Source organism: Sphingomonas faeni (assembly GCF_003053745.1).
Taxonomy (GTDB): Bacteria; Pseudomonadota; Alphaproteobacteria; order Sphingomonadales; family Sphingomonadaceae; genus Sphingomonas; species Sphingomonas faeni.
The window spans coordinates 191764-208692 of the sequence record NZ_QAYE01000009.1; the positions used below are offsets into that span (position 1 = coordinate 191764).

The following is a 16929-nucleotide window of genomic DNA, read 5'->3' on the forward strand; positions in this document are numbered from 1 at the left end:
CATCCCCCCGGTGAGCGCGCGCATCGTACCGGACACTGGGCGCAAGACAATGCTGGCACCGCGGACCCGGTTCACGCGTAGTACTGGCATGGCAAAACTCGGCGACTGGCTCGAACCGCATCCGCACGGCATCCTCGTCAAGCCGATCGACGCCTGGATCGACCCCTCGATCCCGACAGCCAAGGCACTCGTTACGCACGGCCATGCCGATCATGCCCGCGGTGGCCACGAAGCCGTCTGGGCCACGCCCGAGACGCTTGCGATCATGGATGCGCGCTACGGCCCACAAGCCGGCAACCCGGTCGCGTATGGTGAGACCATCCGGATAGGGGAAGTCGACATCGGCTTCGTCCCCGCCGGCCACGTGCTCGGCTCCGCGCAGATCGTGCTCGATTATCGCGGCGAGCGGATCGTCGTCTCGGGCGATTACAAGCGCCGCGCGGACCCGACCTGCACCCCGTTCGAGCCCGTCAAATGCGACGTCTTCATCACCGAGGCGACGTTCGGCCTGCCGGTCTTCCGCCACCCCGACACCGGCGACGAGATCGACAAGCTGATCGCCGCGCTTCACGCCAACCCCGACCGTTGCGTAGTCGTCGGCGCTTATGCGCTCGGCAAGGCGCAGCGCGTGATCGCCGAACTGCGCGAGCGCGACCATGAGGCACCGATCTACATCCACGGCGCGCTTCAACGCCTTTGCGACCTGTATGCCGAGCACGGAGTAAGGCTCGGCGAACTGCTCCCGGTGGCAGACGCGAAGAAGGCGGACATGGCAGGACACGTCGTGATGTGCCCGCCCGGCGCGCTCAACGATCGCTGGTCGCGGCGGCTGCCCGATCCGATCACCGCGATGGCCAGCGGCTGGATGCGGGTGAGGGGGAGGGCGCGCCAGAAGAACGTCGAACTCCCGCTGATCCTCAGCGATCACGCCGACTGGGACGAACTCACCACCACGCTGACCGAGATCGCCCCAAAGGAGGTCTGGGTCACGCACGGCCGCGAGGACGCGCTGGTTCACTGGTGCATGACCCGCCAAATCAAGGCACGTGCACTCGCACTTGTGGGGTTCGAGGACGAGGACGACTGAGCACTTGCGCTTTGTGGAAGTCCCGGCAGGATAGGGCATCGCTTCTGTCGCAAGGATATTTCGTGGCCCGTTCGACCAAGTTCGCCGCTCTGTTGCTGCTCGCGCTTTCCACCACCGCCATCGCGCAGGACGCGCCGAAGAAGGACAAGTCGGAGAGCAACGCCGATCGGATGAAGGCCGCGGCGGAGGCGGACTACGCCAACGCTCCCATCGCCGAGCAGGAGGTCAAGTCGAAGGGGCGCGTCACCGTCGGCGGCAAGTCGCTTGGCTATACCGCCACCGTCGGCACGCTGACGCTGCGCGATACCGAGGGCAAGCCTACCGCCAGCCTCTTCTATACCGGTTATACGCTCGACGGCGTGAAGCCCGGCACCAAGCGTCCGGTGACCTTCTTCTACAATGGCGGGCCGGGGTCGCCCAGTTTCTGGCTGCACATGGGCTCGTTCGCACCGGTCCGCCTGCGCACCGCCAACCCCGAATATATCAAGCCCGCGCCCTATGATTTCGGGCCCAATCCCGACACCTTGCTCGACAAGACCGACATGGTGTTCATCGACGCGGTCGGCACCGGCTATTCGCGGCCGTTGGGCGATACCAAGCCGTCCGCGTTCTATGGCGTCGATGAGGATGCCGACGCGTTCGCCAAGGGCATCCTGCGCTACGCCACCAAATACGGTCGCTGGAACAGCCCGAAATTCCTGTTCGGCGAAAGCTACGGCACCACCCGCTCGGGCGCGCTCGCCTACCAGTTGCAGGATCGCGGGATGGCGCTCAACGGCGTCGTGCTGCTGTCGTCGATCATGAATTATGGATACCGCCAGCCTGGGCTCGACGAAATCTACCTCAACTATCTGCCGAGCTATGCGGCGAGTGCCTGGTATCACAACCGTCTGCAGAACCGTCCCGCCGACGTCGCGACCATAGTCGCGGAGGCGCGTGCATTCGCGACCGGACCGTACGCGGCGGCGCTGTCAAAGGGGCAGACGATCTCGGATGCGGAGCGCGACGCGGTCGCCACCCGGATGAGCCAGTTGATCGGCATCTCGCCCGATTTCATAAAGCGCGCCAACCTCCGCATTGATCTCGCCCGCTTCCAGAAGGAGCTGTTGCGCGACCAACGTCTCACGCTCGGCCGGTTCGATTCGCGCTACACCGGCGTCGACAGCGACGCGGCGGGCGAGCGGCCGGAGACCGACGCGTCGGACACCGCGATCGCCGGCGCGTTCATCGCCACGTTCAACGATTACGTGACGCACACGCTCGGCTACAAGACCGAAATGCCGTACCGCCTCAGCGCGCGCGATGCACCCGGCTGGACGTGGAACTGGAAACACGACGCGCCGGGGCGCGGCGGTCAGTCGCAGAACAACCCCAATACCGCAGTCGATCTAGCAGCGGCGATGCGCGAGAACCCGTATCTCAACGTGCTGTCGATGAACGGCTATTACGACATGGCGACGCCGTTCTTCGGGACGGAGAACGATCTCGGGCACATGATGCTCGACCCGTCACGGCAGCGGAACTTGGCGTATCGCTATTATCCCGCCGGGCACATGACGTATCTGAACCCGGAGGCGCTGCACCAGATGAAGGCGGACCTGGCGCGCTGGTATGATCAGGCGGTCGGCGAGGCACGCAGCGCAACGCCACCGGGTGGCGCAAGCGTGTCGGGGGCGGGGGACTCGGGGCAGGTTCCGAACTAATTATCGCATCGACTGTGAAATCCTCCCCCTGGCGGGGGAGGATCGCAGGGACGGGAGCCTACCGAACCCCCTCCAGCGCCTTCGCCCGGCGGCGTTGCACCGAGCTTCCGATCCCCAGCGCCTCGCGGTACTTCGCGACCGTCCGCCGCGCGATGTCGAAGCCCTTCGCATTGAGCAGGTCGACCAGTGTATCATCCGACAGGATCTTCGCACCCTCGGTATCGATCAACGCCCGAATCGCCGACTTCACCGCCTGCGCCGACACCGCCTCGCCGCCGTCCGCGGACTGGATCGCGCTCGTGAAGAAGTATTTCAGCTCGTACAGCCCGCGCGCGCACGACACGTATTTGTTGCTCGTCACGCGGCTGACGGTCGATTCGTGCATCTCGATCGCGTCCGCCACCTGGCGCAGCGTCAGGGGGCGCAAGTGCGCGACGCCCTTCAGGAAGAACGCCTCCTGCTGCTTCACGATCTCGGTCGCGACCTTGATGATCGTCCGCTGGCGCTGGTCGAGCGCCTTCACCAGCCAGTTCGCGCTCGCGAGGCAATCACTCAGCCAAGCCTTCGACGCCTTGTCCTGCTGCCCGCCCGACAATTCGGTGTAATAGCTGCGATTCACCAGCACACGCGGCAGGGTGGTGGCGTTGATCTCGATCGCCCAGCCGGCCTTGGTCCGCGCGACGAACAGGTCCGGCGTCACCGACTGCGCCGGTTCGCCCCCGTATCGGCACCCCGGCTTCGGATCATAACCGCGCAGTTCGCGGATCATGTCGGCCATGTCCTCGTCGTCGACATCGCACATCCGCTTCAACCGCGTCAGTTCGCCGCGCGCAAGCAGGTCGAGGTTGTCGATCAACCGCGCCATGCACGGATCGTAACGGTCCGCCTCCTTCGCCTGCAACGCGAGGCATTCCGACAGATCGCGCGCGCCGACGCCCGTCGGATCGAACGTCTGGATCGTCGCCAGCACGGCTTCGACACGGACCAGCGGGACGCCGAGCCGGTTGGCGATGTCGAGCAGCGACGCGGTGAGATAGCCCGCCTCGTCGATCTGGTCGATCAGGTGCGCGGCGATGAACGCGTCGTCGTGGGGGATTGCGGGGCCTGCCTGTGCGAGCAGATGATCCGCGAGGCTGAGGCTGGTATCCGCGAACGCGTCGAGATCGGGGCCGTCCTCGCCGCCCGCACCGCCCGCGCTCGCGCCGGTCATCGACAGCGCACCGTCCATCCCGCTGCCGCCGTCGGCGACGCTGTCCTGCTGGTGGCTTTCGGTGGCGTAGTCGACGTCGAGCGTCGGTTCGTCGCCGCTGCCGGTGCCCGCGACCAGTTCGTCGGCGGCGACGCGTTCGTCGCGGACTTCGGGGACGGGTTCGCGGTCGGGTGCGTCGTGATCTTCGGCGGCGCTGGCTTCGAGCAACGGGTTGCGCTCGACTTCCTCGGCGATGAACCCCTCGATCTCGAGGTTCGACAGCGCCAGCAGCTTGATCGCCTGCTGGAGCTGCGGGGTCATCACCAGCGACTGCGACTGGCGGATGTCCAGGCGAGGGGCGAGGCTCACTAAATCCTCCCCTGCAAGGGGAGGTGGCGGCGCAAAGCGTCGACGGAGGGGGCTCGCGTCAGACGCTGCGTTTGCGGGAAGCCCCCTCCACCAGCTTTGCTGGTCCCCCTCCCCGTGCCGGGGAGGAATGGATGTGCCAGCCTGTTCATAACTCTAAAGCGAGAAGCCTTCGCCGAGGTACAGGCGCCGGACGTTCGCATCCGCGACCAGTTCCTCGGGTGAGCCGGAGAACAGCACGCGGCCGTCGTAGATGATGTACGCGCGATCGACGATCTCCAGCGTCTCGCGGACGTTGTGGTCGGTGATCAGCACGCCGATATCGCGTCGCTTCAGATCCTTCACCAGATCGCGAATGTCGGCGATCGAGATCGGATCGATGCCCGCGAACGGCTCGTCGAGCAGCATGATCGACGGATCCGCCGCCAGCGCGCGCGCGATTTCCGCACGCCGCCGCTCGCCACCCGACAGCGCCATCGCCGGTGCCGCGCGGAGGCGGGTCAGCCCGAACTCCTCGAGCAGCGTATCGAGTTTCCGCTGCCGCGCCGCCTTGTCGGGCTCGGACAACTCCAGCACCGTCAGGATGTTCTTCTCGATCGTCAGCCCGCGGAAGATCGACGTTTCCTGCGGCAGATAGCCCAGGCCGAGGATCGCGCGCCGGTACATTGGCAGCTTCGTGATGTCCTCGCCGTCGAGCATGATGCGGCCCGAATCCGGCTTCACCAGCCCCATCACCGAGTAGAAGCACGTGGTCTTGCCAGCGCCGTTTGGCCCGAGCAGCCCGACGACTTCGCCGCGCCCGACCGACACCGACACGTCGGTCAGCACGACGCGCTTGTCGTAGGACTTCGCGATCGAGACGACCTGAAGCCCGTTGTTCACCGGAGGCTCGGAAATCGGGGCGACGTCCTCGATCGGGGGCAGCGTGGTGGCGTCCATGGGATCAGGCCCTCGCAATAATCAGTCGCCGAACACTCGGCATGAATGGTGCCGCCGAACGCTCGGCAGACGGTTGGCAGGAAACATGCAGGAGCGCGCCGTTTGAGGGAAGCCCTCGCGACATGCTCACATGCTCAGTTGCGCTTGGGGACCGAGAACGTGCCGGTCACGCGACCGCCGGTTTGGGTCACAGTGCCACCGCTCGTCGCCGATCCGCCCGCGCTGCCGCCAGCGACCGACGAGCCGTCGATGACCGAACGCCCGGTGTCGAGGTTCATCGTCAGGCGCCCGCCGTTCACGGTGTTGCCCGCCTGTGTCAGCGTCACCGCGCCGAGCATCGTGATGACGCGGCGGTTGAGGTCGTAGATCGCATACTGGCTTCTGGCCGTCTGGTCGGGCCGCTTGACGATCACGCCGCCCGACGCGTCGAGCCGCGACACCTGCGGGTTCCCGCCGATAACCTGGCCGGTGTAGGCGACCGTCATTCGCGCCGAGTTCAGCGTCATCTCGGCCTGCTTGACCGCGACGTTGCCCGACAGGATCGCGCGGTTCGCCTTGTCCTGCAATTCGATATGGTCCGCGCCGAAATCGATCGGGGCGTTGGAGTTATGCGATTGCTGCGCGACCGCAGTCGTGGAGAGCAAAAGGCCAGACAAGCCGGCAAGGATGTGGGGAGCGCGCATGCCGGCTATTTCGGCCCTCTGGGGATGATCCGCAAGCGCGCATTGCCATCGAGCGTCACGGTGCGCTCTTCCAGGTTCGCGCGCAGCTTGTTCGCGCTGAACGTGCCCTGCTGGACGGTGCCAGTCGCCGCCCCGCCGCTTTCAAGCGTGCGCGCCTTCATGTCGATCGTCGCGTTGGTGGTCTTCAGGTCGTACCCACCCGCCGCGGTGGCATTCAGCGGGCCGAACAGCTGCACCTTCTCGGTGTCCATGTCGTAGCGACCAGTGTTCGCCTTGATGTTGGCGGGGCCGTCGGTCAGCTGGATCTGTGCGGCGAGCTGGTTGAGCTGGACGATCGGCTCGGCCGAGCTCTTCTGGATCGCCGAGGCCGCGTCGAGCGTGAACGCTTGGCCCTTCGTGTCCTCACCGCGATAGCGCGCGATCTGCGTCTTCATCCGCTCCTGCGCGACGTCGACCTTGTTCTTGTCGAGCAGGAACGACACGTCCCCCCCCGCGGTCAGCGGTGCCATCACCAGGAACGCCGCCAGCACGCCGATCGCGGTCGGCAGGCCGACGCGGGCGATAGCCACGAACCGATCGTGGCTGCCACCGGGCGCGGCCCAGTCCTGTCGCGCGCTACGGACGCGACGGGCGACGGGTGAGGGGGGCGGAACGTCCATCAAGCGTGTGCGAAAATGTCGATTTCGGGCCAGCCGGCGATATCGAGCGCGGCACGAGTCGGCAGGAAGTCGAAGCAGGCCTGCGCGAGCTCCATCCGGCCTTCGCGAATCAATCGCTTGTCGAGTTCGGTCCTCAGCCGGTGGAGAAAGCGGACGTCCGACGCCGCGTAATCCTTCTGCGCCTCGGACAGTTCGGGGCTGCCCCAGTCGGACGACTGCTGCTGCTTCGAGATGTCCTGGCCGAGCAGTTCGCGGACGATTTCCTTGAGACCGTGACGATCGGTGTAGGTCCGCACCAGCCGCGATGCGATCTTGGTGCAATATACCGGTGCCGCGACCACCCCGAGATAATATTGGACCGCCGCGATATCGAACCGGCCGAAATGATAGAGCTTCACGCGCGCCGGATCGGCCAGCAGGGCCTTCAGGTTCGGTGCGTCGTAGCCGGCACCTGCGGCGAATCGGACGAGGTGCTCGTCGGGGCCGCCATCGGAAAGCTGGACGAGGCACAACCGGTCGCGGGGCGTGATCAGCCCCATCGTCTCGGTATCGACGGCGATCGCGGCGCCGGCCGCGAACAGGTCGGCGGGAATGTCGCCTTCGTGGAGATGAACTGTCATGCGCCGGCCGTAGCCGCCCGAAGCTTAACGCTCAATGCCTCTATATGCGTCACCGATCTAAATCAGGCGACAAGAAGGCTTTGCGATCGTTGATGCGACGAGTCGTGGCTGGCGCGCGACACTTGCGCCAGTATCGATCCAAATCGAGCGCCCTCGGATCAGAATCTATTCGCGACGGCTTGTATTTTGCGCTAAGGGTCGCTTCAAGGCGCAAAAGGTTTCGCGCTGGAAAACCTGCGTTCGTCGTCCGGCACAAGGGTTTTGAGAAATTTGCGGGCGAACCGGGAAGACGAACAGAGCTTATGGGTTTCGATAAAGGTGGCCGCGGGAACCGTGGCGGGCGTGGCCGCGACAAGCGCGACAGCTTCGGCGGCGGCGACAACGAGTTCGGCGGCGGTAGCAGCTTTGGCGGTGGCGGCGATCGGTTCGGCGGCGGCGGCGGTAGCAGCTATGGCGGCGGCGGTGGCTCGAGCTACGGTGGCGGCGGTGGCAGCAGCTACGGCGGCGGCAGCAGCTTCGGTGGCGGCAGCGGCGGCGGCGGCGGTGGTTACCGCGGCGGCGGCGGTGGCGGCGGCTTCTCGGGTGGCGGCGGCGGCGGCGGTGGTCGCGGCATGCCTCCCCAGGTCGTCGGCGAAGGCACTGGCGTCGTAAAGTTCTTCAACGCGCAGAAGGGCTTCGGCTTCGTCGTTCGCGATGACGGCGGCGAGGACGTTTTCGTTCACATCAGCGCCGTCGAGCAGGCCGGCATGGTCGCTCTCGCCGAGGGTCAGCCGCTTGGCTTTACGCTCGTCGACCGCGGTGGCCGTATCTCGGCAACCGACCTGAAGATCGACGGCGAGCCCATGGCCGTCACCGATCGCGGCCCGCCGCGTGACCGTGATGCCGGCCCGGGCGCGCCCCGTGGTGGCGATCGTGACCGTGACGGTGGTGCAGGTGGCGCACAGCGTCAGCTCACCGGCGAGAAGGCGACCGGTACGGTCAAGTTCTTCAACGCGATGAAGGGCTTCGGCTTCATCCAGCGCGACGACGGACAGCCTGACGCATTCGTCCACATCTCGGCCGTTGAGCGCGCCGGCATGTCGACGCTGAACGAGGGCGACAAGCTTGAGTTCGAGCTTGAGGTTGATCGTCGCGGCAAGTACGCAGCAGTGAACCTGAGCGCAGGCGGCTGATTCAGCTGACTGATCGTACCGTGTTCGGTAGGATAATGATTGCGGCCGGTCTCGCTTTGGTGGGGCCGGCCGTTCTCGTTTCATCGGCTTCGCTGTCGTCGGTGGCACAGGCCGGGCAGGGTGCTGTCCCGACTCCCCGTGAGCCGACTCGCGTGCCGGTGTTCTTGGCAACGATCGTCGCGCGCTATCCGCACGACCGCACCGCGTTCACCGAGGGGCTGCTCTGGCACGACGGCGCGCTCTACGAGAGCACCGGCCAGGAGCGGCAATCCGACGTCCGCCGCGTGTCGCTCAAGGACGGCAAGATCCTGGCGAAGGCGCGAATCGATCCGGCACAGTTCGGCGAAGGCCTTGCGCTGTGGAAGGACCAGCTCGTCAGCCTCACCTGGCACGACGGCATCGCGCATCGCTGGGATGTCCGCACGCTCAAGCCCAAGGAACAGAACCGCTACACCGGCGAAGGCTGGGGGCTGACCAGCGACGGCGTCTCGCTGCTCCAGTCCGATGGCAGCCCCGACATCATCGTCCGCGATCCGCTGACGCTGGCCGAACGCAAGCGCGTTGCGGTGACGATCGACGGCCGCCCGTTACGCGACATCAACGAACTCGAATATGTCCACGGCGCGCTGCTCGCCAACGTCTGGCACACCGGCTTCCTCGTCCGCATCGATCCCGCGTCCGGCAAGGTGACCGCGGTCATCGACCTCCGCCCGCTGGTCGCCGAGGTGGCTGCGACCGACCCGGAGGCGGTCCTCAACGGCATAGCCTGGGACGCGAAGGCCGACCGACTGTTCGTGACGGGCAAATATTGGCCGACGCTGTTCGAGATCAAGATTGCCGCGAAGCCGCAATAGTCGGCGAGCGAGTCCGGGCCACCGACACCGCACCCCGACTTGTTCTCCCGCGAAGGCGGGAGCCCAGTCTGGACTCCCGCCTTCGCGGGAGAACAAGGATACAGGGAATGTCCCTGCGGGATATGGCGACTCACCGCATGCCCGCCCCAACTCATCGTGCGTCGCACCCGTCACCCGTCACCCCGGCGAAAGCTGGGGTACCCCGGTTTGGCGGGAGCCATGCCTCACACGATGAGATCCCAGCCTTTGTTGGGATGACGGTTGGTCGGTTGGTCGGTTTGAATGGTTGGGGAAGGGGAAGCTCAGGGCAGCGTCAGGACCTAGGCCGGAAGTCGTGCCGAGGTCACAACTTCACCTATCGCCCAGCCCTAGAACCCATGCCCGGCACTCGGCCCCACCGATCTGATCGCGGCCAGCACATGGCGCAGCAGGCCATCCGCATCGTGACGGATGTTATGCCCCCCGGGCATCCCGACCTTGCGCGCGTTCGCCGTCGCCAGCAGCGGACACAAGCTATCCGTTTCCTCCAGCCCATAGATGCAGGTGAGGGGCGCCCATGTCAGCCGGTTCGCCGTCGTCGCGCCCATGCTGTCGGGCGTGCCATGATCGTAGAGCAGGCTCGACGGATCCGCGCGATAGAACACCGTGTTCCCCGGCAGTATCAGCACGATCGCAGCAACGCGTGGCCGCAAGTCCGCTGGTAGGTTGGCTAAACCGGTCTGGACAATATCCGCGCCGTAGGACTGCCCCATCACCACGATCCGCTTTGCCCCGGTCCGCGCCAGCGCGACCTGCACGCCGTGCGCGATGATCGCATCGAGTTCCTGACGCGTGACACGATGCGCAAACAAGGCAGGTGTGGTGATACCGACCACGGGGATGCCGTGCTCGGTCAGCCCCCGCGAGGTCGACGCGCCGAGCAGGAAGCGCAGCCCCATGTCGCCCGAAAAGTTCACCACCGCGATCGGTGGTGGTCCCGAAGTCTGGACGCCGATCGCCGGATACACATGCACCGGATCACGGTCGAAATAGCCGGCGAGGTAGACGAACAGCACGACGATCGCGGATATTATGCCAGTCACCCACGCGCCGCGCCGCCAGCGTCGTGCCGCTGCCGTGCGAGAATGTTTCGTAACTGTCACCGGATCATCCTGACTCGTACCAAGACCGGGGCAATACCCCGCACGGCCGCGCACTTCCATGACGCGCCGATTACGTAATCATTCGCTTGAGCGTCTCGATCCGGTCCGCCTCCGCCGCAGGCTTGTCCGTCCGAATCCGCGCGATCCGCGGGAAACGCATCGCCACCCCTGATTTGTGCCGCTTCGAGTCGTGTAGCGAATCGAACGCGATCTCCAGCACCAGCGTCTTCTCGACTTCGCGCACGGGTCCGAACCGGTTCTGCGTATGGTTGCGCACGAAGCTGTCGAGCATTTTGAGCTCTTCGTCGGTAATCCCCGAATAGGCTTTCCCGACGGGGAGCAGTTCGCCCTCTTCGGTCCAGCAGCCGAAGGTATAGTCCGAATAATAGGACGATCGCCGCCCCGACCCACGCTGCGCGTACATCATCACGCAGTCGGCGGTCAGCGGATCACGCTTCCATTTATACCAGAGCCCGGCTCGGCGCCCGCCGACATACGGCGAATCCCGGCGCTTGAGCATCACCCCTTCGATCGCGGCGTCGCGCGAAGTCGCACGGATCGCCTCCAGCGCGGTGAAGTCGTCCGCCTCGATCACGACGCTCAGATCGAACCGTTCGGAGTCGAGTTGCAGCACGAACGCCTCCAACCGCTTCCGCCGCTCGGTCCAGGGTAGCGAACGCAAATCCTCGTCGCCATCGATCAGCAGATCATAGAGCCGCACGAACGCCGGATAGTCCGCCAGCATCTTCGCCGACACGGTCTTGCGGCCCAGCCTCTGCTGCAACGCGTTGAAGCTCGCCGCCCCGCCGCCATCCTCCAGCGTCCCGCCCTGATGCTCACCCTTTACCAGCAGTTCGCCATCGACCGTTCCCGGAGTCTGGAACGCGGCGGCAATCTCGGGAAAGCTGCCCGTCACGTCGTCGCCGGTCCGGCTGTAAAGCCGTGTCTCTCCCGCGACGTGGACGATCTGCACCCGGATGCCGTCCCATTTCCACTCCGCAGCATAGTCGGCGAGGTCGACGCGGAGGTCTTCAAGCCCGTGCGCCAGCATGAACGGACGGAACACGGGCACGTCGGCGGGCGTAGGCTGCGCGCCCGTGCCCTCCGCCCAGGCGAACAGGCTCGCATACGGCGCATCGAGCCCGTGCCACACCTCCTCGACCGCATCGACATCGAGCCCGAACGCATCCGCCAGCGCAGTCTTCGCCAACCGCGCCGACACCCCGATCCGCAACGCGCCCGTCGCCATCTTGAGCAACGCGAACCGCTCCTCGGCATCGGATCGGTCGAGCATGTCCGCCAGCGCACCCGGCGCATCGGCCCGTGACAATGCCGCCAGCCGCTCGACGACGTCGGTGATCGACAAGGGGGTGGGGTCGACCGGAACCGTCGGCTCGGGCCAGAGCAGCGCAACCGTCTCCGCGGTATCGCCGACATAATCGCGGCTCATCCGGAACAGCACCGGATCGACGCGTTCCTCAATCAACCCACGGATCACCGCCGACTTGACGCCCTTGAGATCGAGATCGCCGGTCAGTGCCGCCATCGCCCAGCCACGGTCCGGGTCGGGCGTCGCGCGCAGGTAATCCGCGATCAGCTTCAACTTGGCGTTACGCGACCGGGTGTAGGTGAGCGAGTCGAGCAGGGCGGCAAAAGCATGCATCGTGGAAGAACGCTCCTGCCGCGCGAAGGGATGCAGAACAGGTCCTACACCGCTCGCTCCATTCTCAATCCTCCCCCTTGCGGGGGACGATTTCGGATCCAGACGCGAAACGACCGCCGCCGGAAGGTCCGACGACGGTCGTTGTCATGCGATCGGATCGCCAGCGTCAGTCGACCGCGTTCTTGATGCCCTTGCCGGCAAGCAGGCCGAGCACGAGGAAGATCACGAACAGCGCGATCGCGATAAAGAACAGGATCTTGGCGATACCGATGAACGCCCCGCCGATGCCGCCGAAGCCGAGCAGCGCGAGAACTGCGCCGATGACGAGAAAGGTAATTGCAAGCTTCAACATATCGGCCTCCTGTTTGGTAAGGTCGCTCAACCGGCTTGGCGTGCGATTTGTTCCTCGGGCGTAACGATCAGGCCTTGCGGCTCGCCTCGAACAGGAACCACGCACGCTCCTCGGCGTGATCCGTCCACTCATCCACAATCCCACTCGTCGCGTTGTCCTTGGCGGCGTCGGCGGCGTCCTTGACGATGCGGAACTGCTCGACGAGCTTCAGATTGTCCTCGCGCAGTTCGGCGAGCATCTCGGTCGGGCCGACGAACGCCATGTCGTTGTCGGCGATCGTCTGGTGGCGCGAGATGTCGCCGATCGAGCGCAGCGTGGTGTTACCGGTCTTGCGCACGCGCTCGGCGATCGCGTCGGTCACGCCGATGATCTGTGCAGACTGGTCGTCGAGCAGCAGGTGATAGTCGCGGAAATGCGGCCCCGACATGTGCCAGTGGAAATTCTTGGTCTTGAGGTACAGCGCGTAGCAATCGGCGAGCGCGGCGTTCAGCGCGTCGGCGACCGACTTGGTGCTGTTGCTCGGCAGGTCGGTCGGCGTGTCGAGGGCGGGGTTGATGTCGGCCATGTCTAGCTCCCGTTGGAAAGTCGTCGCGTGAACGATCCGAACGCACACTTGCTCCCGGCCGTCAGACCAAGCGTAGTGCGCCAAGCGCCAGGACGATACCGAAGATCAGGAACACGGTGCCGATGGCGATGCGGAGCGGCTTGAGCGGAAGTTTCAGCCACGCGGCCTCGCCCATCAGTGCGGCGGGGACGATCACGACCAGCGAGCCGATCGTTGCGCCGATCGCGGCGAGCGCGGGGACGGGCGTCCGCGCGGCGAGCGTCAGGACGATAAACTGAACGCCGTCGCCAAAGGCGAGGATGAACAGACCGAGCGCGGTGGTGGCGATCGCGCCGATCTTCCAGCGGTCGAGCCGGTCGGGTGCCTTGGCCGGGAAGAACGATCCGCCGGCCTGCAACAGCAGTGCTAGCGCGAGCATCAGTTGTTGCGCATTGGGGGCGAGCTTCGGCCCGATCACCGCACCGAGCGCCGCCGCCAAGCCACTCGCCGCGAGTAACGCCAACGCCGCCATCGCGATCACCAGTCCCGGCTTGGCGTACCGGTCCGACAGGATCGCCGCGAGCCACGCCGTTCGATCGCCGACCTGCGCCAGCGCGGCCGCGACGAGCGCCGCCATCAAGGCGTCCATGGATTATCCCGCAAGACGCACCGAACACGCCGCGGCGAACGCGTGGCACGCCTGAACGTCCTGCCGCTCGCACCCGACCGCATCGCGGAGGATCGACAGCCAGCCATGCACCAGTGCACCATGCTCGCCGCGTGAGAGCGCCGAGTCGACGAAATGCGCGACGGTGACCGCGGGGTTGAGGCCGTTGGTATGCGCGATCACGCGGATCGCATCGATCTCAGTGGCGATGTCGCAGGGGCGGGAATAGGGCGCTCGGACATCGATCGCCGCGATTCGCGCGGCGAGATCGGCCTTCACCGCGATCATGTCGTCAATTCGAACCAGCGCCTGCCCCACGATCCCACTCCTGTCTTTATCTGATGATATGATGCGCTTGTGGTAGTGAATAGCGGGTTAAATGACGGGTCTCGGCATGCAGCGACAGGGTAAAGCTTGACTTCGCTCCCCACGTCCGCCATGCGCCGCCCCTGATGGAGCGGCGGCGTCAGTTCGCCGCTTTCGCATTTTCAAGCCATAGGAATTGGGCTCATGGCCAAGCCGACCACCGTAAAGATCAAGCTGCTCAGCACCGCTGACACCGGCTTCTTCTACGTCACCAAGAAGAATCCGCGTACCAAGACGGAGAAGCTCTCCTTCTCGAAGTACGATCCCGTCGTGCGCAAGCATGTCGAGTTCAAGGAAGCCAAGATCAAGTAATCCGGCCGGCGGTGCGAACCGCCGTCTGATTGCTAAGATCCGGAAAGCCGCGGGGTAGCCCCTCGCGGCTTTTGGCGTTTGTGAACCACCTTCCGTTCGTCCCTCCCCCTTCCGTTTGCCCCCTCTCCCGTTCGTCCTGAGTAGCCATCGAGTAGTCGCCGTAGGCGGCGTATCGAGATGGCGTATCGAAGGACAGGTTGGCACGCGGAACCCATGCTTCGATACGAGCCCTCGATACGCTCCTTACGGAGCTACTCGGTCTCTACTCAGCACGAACGGGGGTGGGGGTTCGGGTAGGCAGCGAATTTCAGGTGGAAGCGACGGGCAGGCGGAGCTGACGGATGGATATCCGCGCGCTCCCACCTCAGATCAGCGCCCCGACCGCGTCCATGAACCGCGCCAGGCTGATCGGCTTGGACACATACGAGTCCGCCCCGGCCGCCCGGATCCGCTCCTCGTCCTCGCGTCCGGCATACGCGGTCACCGCCATCACGGGAATCGCGCGCAGATCATCGTCCGCCTTCAGTTCGAGGATGATCTCGTAGCCGGTGACGTGCGGCATCTGGATGTCCATGATGATCAGGTCGGGCACGAATTCCCGAGCGCGCGTAACGGCTTCGCGGCCGTCGCGCACGGGTTCGACGGCAAACTGATGCGCGCGCAGCAGGTCGCAGAATAATTTGAGGTTGAGTTCGTTGTCCTCGACAACGAGCACCTTCTTTGTCACCGCCGCACCTTATCCGGAAAGAAGGCACGATAGGCAATGCGCGACCGCGATTCAAACGAAGACGCCGAAGCGCTCGCCCTGCGCGCGCTGGTATGGACCTTGGTCGAGCCCGATCGCGCGATGCGACTGCTGTCCGTGACGGGCCTCGACCCGAGCGATCTGCGCGCGCGGGCAAGCGACCCGGCAGTGTTGTCGGCCGCGCTGGGCTTCCTCGAAAACCACGAGCCCGACCTGATCGCCTGCGCCGAATCGCTTGGCGTGAAGCCCGAGGCACTGGTCCGCGCGCACGCCAAGCTGGACCAGGGGGAGTTCGACGCATGAGGCCGCTGCTGATCAGCGATTGCGACGAAGTGCTGCTGCACATGGTCAAGCATTTCGGCGTCTGGCTCGACGAGCGCCACGACATCGACTTTGCGATCCAGCACGGTGATTTCTCGACCGCGATGACCCGCCGCGATGGCGGCCCGCCGCCCTCGCGCGAGGACATGTGGGCGATGCTCGGCGAGTTCTTCCCCGGCGAGATGCACCGCCAGACGCTGGTACCGCATGCGGTCGAGGCGCTGGAGCGGCTGGCCCAGGTGGCGGACATCGTCATCCTCACCAACCTCCAAGACGAATGCCGCCAGCCGCGGATCGAACAGCTCGCCAAGTTCGGTATCGAGCATCGCGTCGAGTGCAACCAGGGCGGCAAGGGTACGCCGGTATCGCGGCTGGTCGCGGAATATGGGTCGCCGGTGACGGTGTTCGTCGACGATCTCGCGGTGCATCATGAGTCGGTCGCCAAGCACGCCCCGGGGGTGCACCGGCTGCACATGGTCTCCGAGCCGACGCTGGCAGTGAGCGTGCCGAAGGCGCCCGAGGCGCACGCGCGGATCGACGACTGGCGCGAGGCCGCGGATTGGATTTCCGCACGGTTCAAGGCGGGTGTGCCGGCGGACGCCTGACTTCTGCTCCCTCGCGAACGCGGGGGCCCAGGAGCCAAGAACTTCGTCGTCGGTAACCCTGGGCTGCCGCCTTCACGGGAGAACAGTTGCGGCAGTGAAGCAAACTTTTACGCCTCATCCGTCATCCTCGCGGAGGCGGGGACCCATATGGGCAATCGTCGCGATTATGTCCGCTAGCCAGTATGGGTTCCCGCCTTCGCGGGAATGACAGTTGGGGACTGGCAAGTTGTGGACGGAAACGTTGCGGCGTCCCCCCCCTTGACCCATCCCCCACCGCTGTGGTGATACCTCCGCCATGACCGATCGTATCGACCGCAAGCTCGAAGAGCTGGGCCTCACCCTCCCGCAGGCTGCCGCACCCGTGGCGTCCTACGTCCCGACCGTGCTGGCGAACGGCATGCTCCACATCTCGGGCCAGTTGCCGTTCAAGGACGGCGCGCTGGTCACCGGTCGCGTCGGCGACGGCGTGTCGCTCGAAGACGCGCAGGAGGCGGCCAAGCTGTGCGGACTGATGCTCGTCGCCCAGATGAAAGCAGCGCTCGGCACGCTCGGTCGGGTCGAGCGGATCGTGAAGCTTGGCGTGTTCGTCAACTCGACCGGCGATTTCACCGACCAGGCCAAGGTTGCCAACGGCGCATCGGACCTGATGGTCGCGCTGTTCGGTGATGCCGGCAAGCATGCGCGCGCGGCAGTCGGCGTTCCCGTCCTCCCGCTCGGCGCCGCTGTCGAGGTCGACGCGATCGTTCAAGTTTCCGCCTAACACTTGTTCTCCCGCGAAAGCGGGAGCCCAGGGTTACCAAGCGCAGCCCATAGCGCAGCCCATGTGGTCCTGGGCTCCCGCCTTCGCGCGAGAACAGCGTATGGGACGGACGGCTGTTTTCATTCGAGATAAGCGGACGCGCCCTTTGCTATCGGCACCCCGCTACCCCAAATGTCGCGG

At 65.5% G+C, this 16929-nt stretch carries 20 protein-coding genes; 8 read left to right on the forward strand and 12 right to left on the reverse strand.

Annotation, left to right across the window (positions count from 1 at the left end; genetic code table 11):
• The first annotated feature begins 88 nt into the window (after positions 1–88).
• Together C8J25_RS16770 and C8J25_RS16775 are read left to right on the forward strand one after the other, a co-directional pair.
• Positions 89–1087 (forward strand): ligase-associated DNA damage response exonuclease, encoded by a 999-nt coding sequence (locus tag C8J25_RS16770; protein ID WP_107955521.1) that lies wholly within the window; start codon positions 89–91, stop codon positions 1085–1087.
• Between the two features lie 62 nt (positions 1088–1149).
• The gene (locus tag C8J25_RS16775) at positions 1150–2790 is read left to right on the forward strand and encodes a S10 family peptidase (RefSeq protein ID WP_244187169.1); all 1641 of its coding nucleotides are present in this window, start codon (positions 1150–1152) and stop codon (positions 2788–2790) included.
• Positions 2791–2848: 58 nt separating this feature from the next.
• Here the strand turns inward: C8J25_RS16775 and rpoN are convergent, their stop codons facing one another.
• The 5 genes from rpoN to C8J25_RS16800 form a co-directional block, all read right to left on the reverse strand.
• Complete coding sequence (rpoN, locus tag C8J25_RS16780; protein ID WP_107955522.1) at positions 2849–4348, reverse strand: RNA polymerase factor sigma-54; 1500 nt, start codon at positions 4346–4348, stop codon at positions 2849–2851.
• A 153-nt stretch (positions 4349–4501) separates the two neighbouring features.
• Positions 4502–5284, reverse strand: a complete 783-nt coding sequence (gene lptB / locus C8J25_RS16785) for an LPS export ABC transporter ATP-binding protein (protein WP_056063598.1) — start codon at positions 5282–5284, stop codon at positions 4502–4504.
• Between the two features lie 134 nt (positions 5285–5418).
• Positions 5419–5967, reverse strand: a complete 549-nt coding sequence (locus C8J25_RS16790) for an LptA/OstA family protein (protein WP_107955523.1) — start codon at positions 5965–5967, stop codon at positions 5419–5421.
• A 5-nt stretch (positions 5968–5972) separates the two neighbouring features.
• On the reverse strand, positions 5973–6626 hold the full coding sequence (lptC, locus tag C8J25_RS16795; RefSeq protein WP_107955524.1) for an LPS export ABC transporter periplasmic protein LptC: 654 nt from the start codon (positions 6624–6626) through the stop codon (positions 5973–5975).
• Complete coding sequence (locus C8J25_RS16800) at positions 6626–7246, reverse strand: ribonuclease D (protein WP_056063589.1); 621 nt, start codon at positions 7244–7246, stop codon at positions 6626–6628. The genes lptC and C8J25_RS16800 overlap by 1 nt, the downstream gene beginning before the upstream one ends.
• A gap of 302 nt (positions 7247–7548) precedes the next feature.
• Between C8J25_RS16800 and C8J25_RS21310 the strand changes: the two genes are divergently transcribed.
• Both C8J25_RS21310 and C8J25_RS16810 read left to right on the forward strand, forming a co-directional pair.
• Positions 7549–8418 (forward strand): cold-shock protein, encoded by an 870-nt coding sequence (locus C8J25_RS21310; protein ID WP_056490084.1) that lies wholly within the window; start codon positions 7549–7551, stop codon positions 8416–8418.
• A gap of 35 nt (positions 8419–8453) precedes the next feature.
• Positions 8454–9272, forward strand: coding sequence for a glutaminyl-peptide cyclotransferase (locus C8J25_RS16810; RefSeq protein ID WP_107955525.1), 819 nt, complete (start codon positions 8454–8456; stop codon positions 9270–9272).
• 368 nt (positions 9273–9640) lie between these two features.
• Here C8J25_RS16810 and C8J25_RS16815 read toward each other — a convergent pair whose 3' ends face one another.
• The 6 genes from C8J25_RS16815 to C8J25_RS16840 form a co-directional block, all read right to left on the reverse strand.
• Entirely contained in the window at positions 9641–10414 is a 774-nt protein-coding gene (locus C8J25_RS16815; RefSeq protein ID WP_244187171.1) for a virulence factor, read from the reverse strand.
• A 70-nt stretch (positions 10415–10484) separates the two neighbouring features.
• Complete coding sequence (locus C8J25_RS16820; protein ID WP_107955527.1) at positions 10485–12077, reverse strand: cisplatin damage response ATP-dependent DNA ligase; 1593 nt, start codon at positions 12075–12077, stop codon at positions 10485–10487.
• Positions 12078–12243: 166 nt separating this feature from the next.
• Complete coding sequence (locus C8J25_RS16825; protein ID WP_107955576.1) at positions 12244–12429, reverse strand: DUF1328 family protein; 186 nt, start codon at positions 12427–12429, stop codon at positions 12244–12246.
• Positions 12430–12496: 67 nt separating this feature from the next.
• Entirely contained in the window at positions 12497–12994 is a 498-nt protein-coding gene (locus tag C8J25_RS16830) for a Dps family protein (RefSeq protein ID WP_093398573.1), read from the reverse strand.
• 61 nt (positions 12995–13055) lie between these two features.
• Entirely contained in the window at positions 13056–13622 is a 567-nt protein-coding gene (locus tag C8J25_RS16835; RefSeq protein WP_107955528.1) for a TMEM165/GDT1 family protein, read from the reverse strand.
• A gap of 3 nt (positions 13623–13625) precedes the next feature.
• Positions 13626–13958: a hypothetical protein gene (locus C8J25_RS16840; protein ID WP_235524686.1), complete on the reverse strand. Its 333-nt coding sequence runs from the start codon at positions 13956–13958 to the stop codon at positions 13626–13628.
• Between the two features lie 192 nt (positions 13959–14150).
• Between C8J25_RS16840 and rpmG the strand changes: the two genes are divergently transcribed.
• Positions 14151–14318: a 50S ribosomal protein L33 gene (gene rpmG / locus C8J25_RS16845; RefSeq protein ID WP_055881863.1), complete on the forward strand. Its 168-nt coding sequence runs from the start codon at positions 14151–14153 to the stop codon at positions 14316–14318.
• 364 nt (positions 14319–14682) lie between these two features.
• Here rpmG and C8J25_RS16850 read toward each other — a convergent pair whose 3' ends face one another.
• Positions 14683–15045, reverse strand: coding sequence for a response regulator (locus C8J25_RS16850; protein WP_107955529.1), 363 nt, complete (start codon positions 15043–15045; stop codon positions 14683–14685).
• Positions 15046–15081: 36 nt separating this feature from the next.
• On the opposite strand from C8J25_RS16850, the gene C8J25_RS16855 reads away from it, so the two are divergent.
• The 3 genes from C8J25_RS16855 to C8J25_RS16865 all read left to right on the forward strand — a co-directional run bounded on the left by C8J25_RS16855 (position 15082) and on the right by C8J25_RS16865 (position 16749).
• Positions 15082–15366: a DUF3572 domain-containing protein gene (locus C8J25_RS16855; RefSeq protein ID WP_107955530.1), complete on the forward strand. Its 285-nt coding sequence runs from the start codon at positions 15082–15084 to the stop codon at positions 15364–15366.
• A complete protein-coding gene (locus tag C8J25_RS16860) occupies positions 15363–15989 on the forward strand; it encodes an HAD family hydrolase (RefSeq protein WP_107955531.1) in 627 nt (208 codons plus the stop codon). Before C8J25_RS16855 ends, C8J25_RS16860 begins: the two co-directional genes overlap by 4 nt.
• Before the next feature lie 295 nt (positions 15990–16284).
• Entirely contained in the window at positions 16285–16749 is a 465-nt protein-coding gene (locus tag C8J25_RS16865) for a RidA family protein (protein WP_107955532.1), read from the forward strand.
• Positions 16750–16929: the final 180 nt, after the last annotated feature.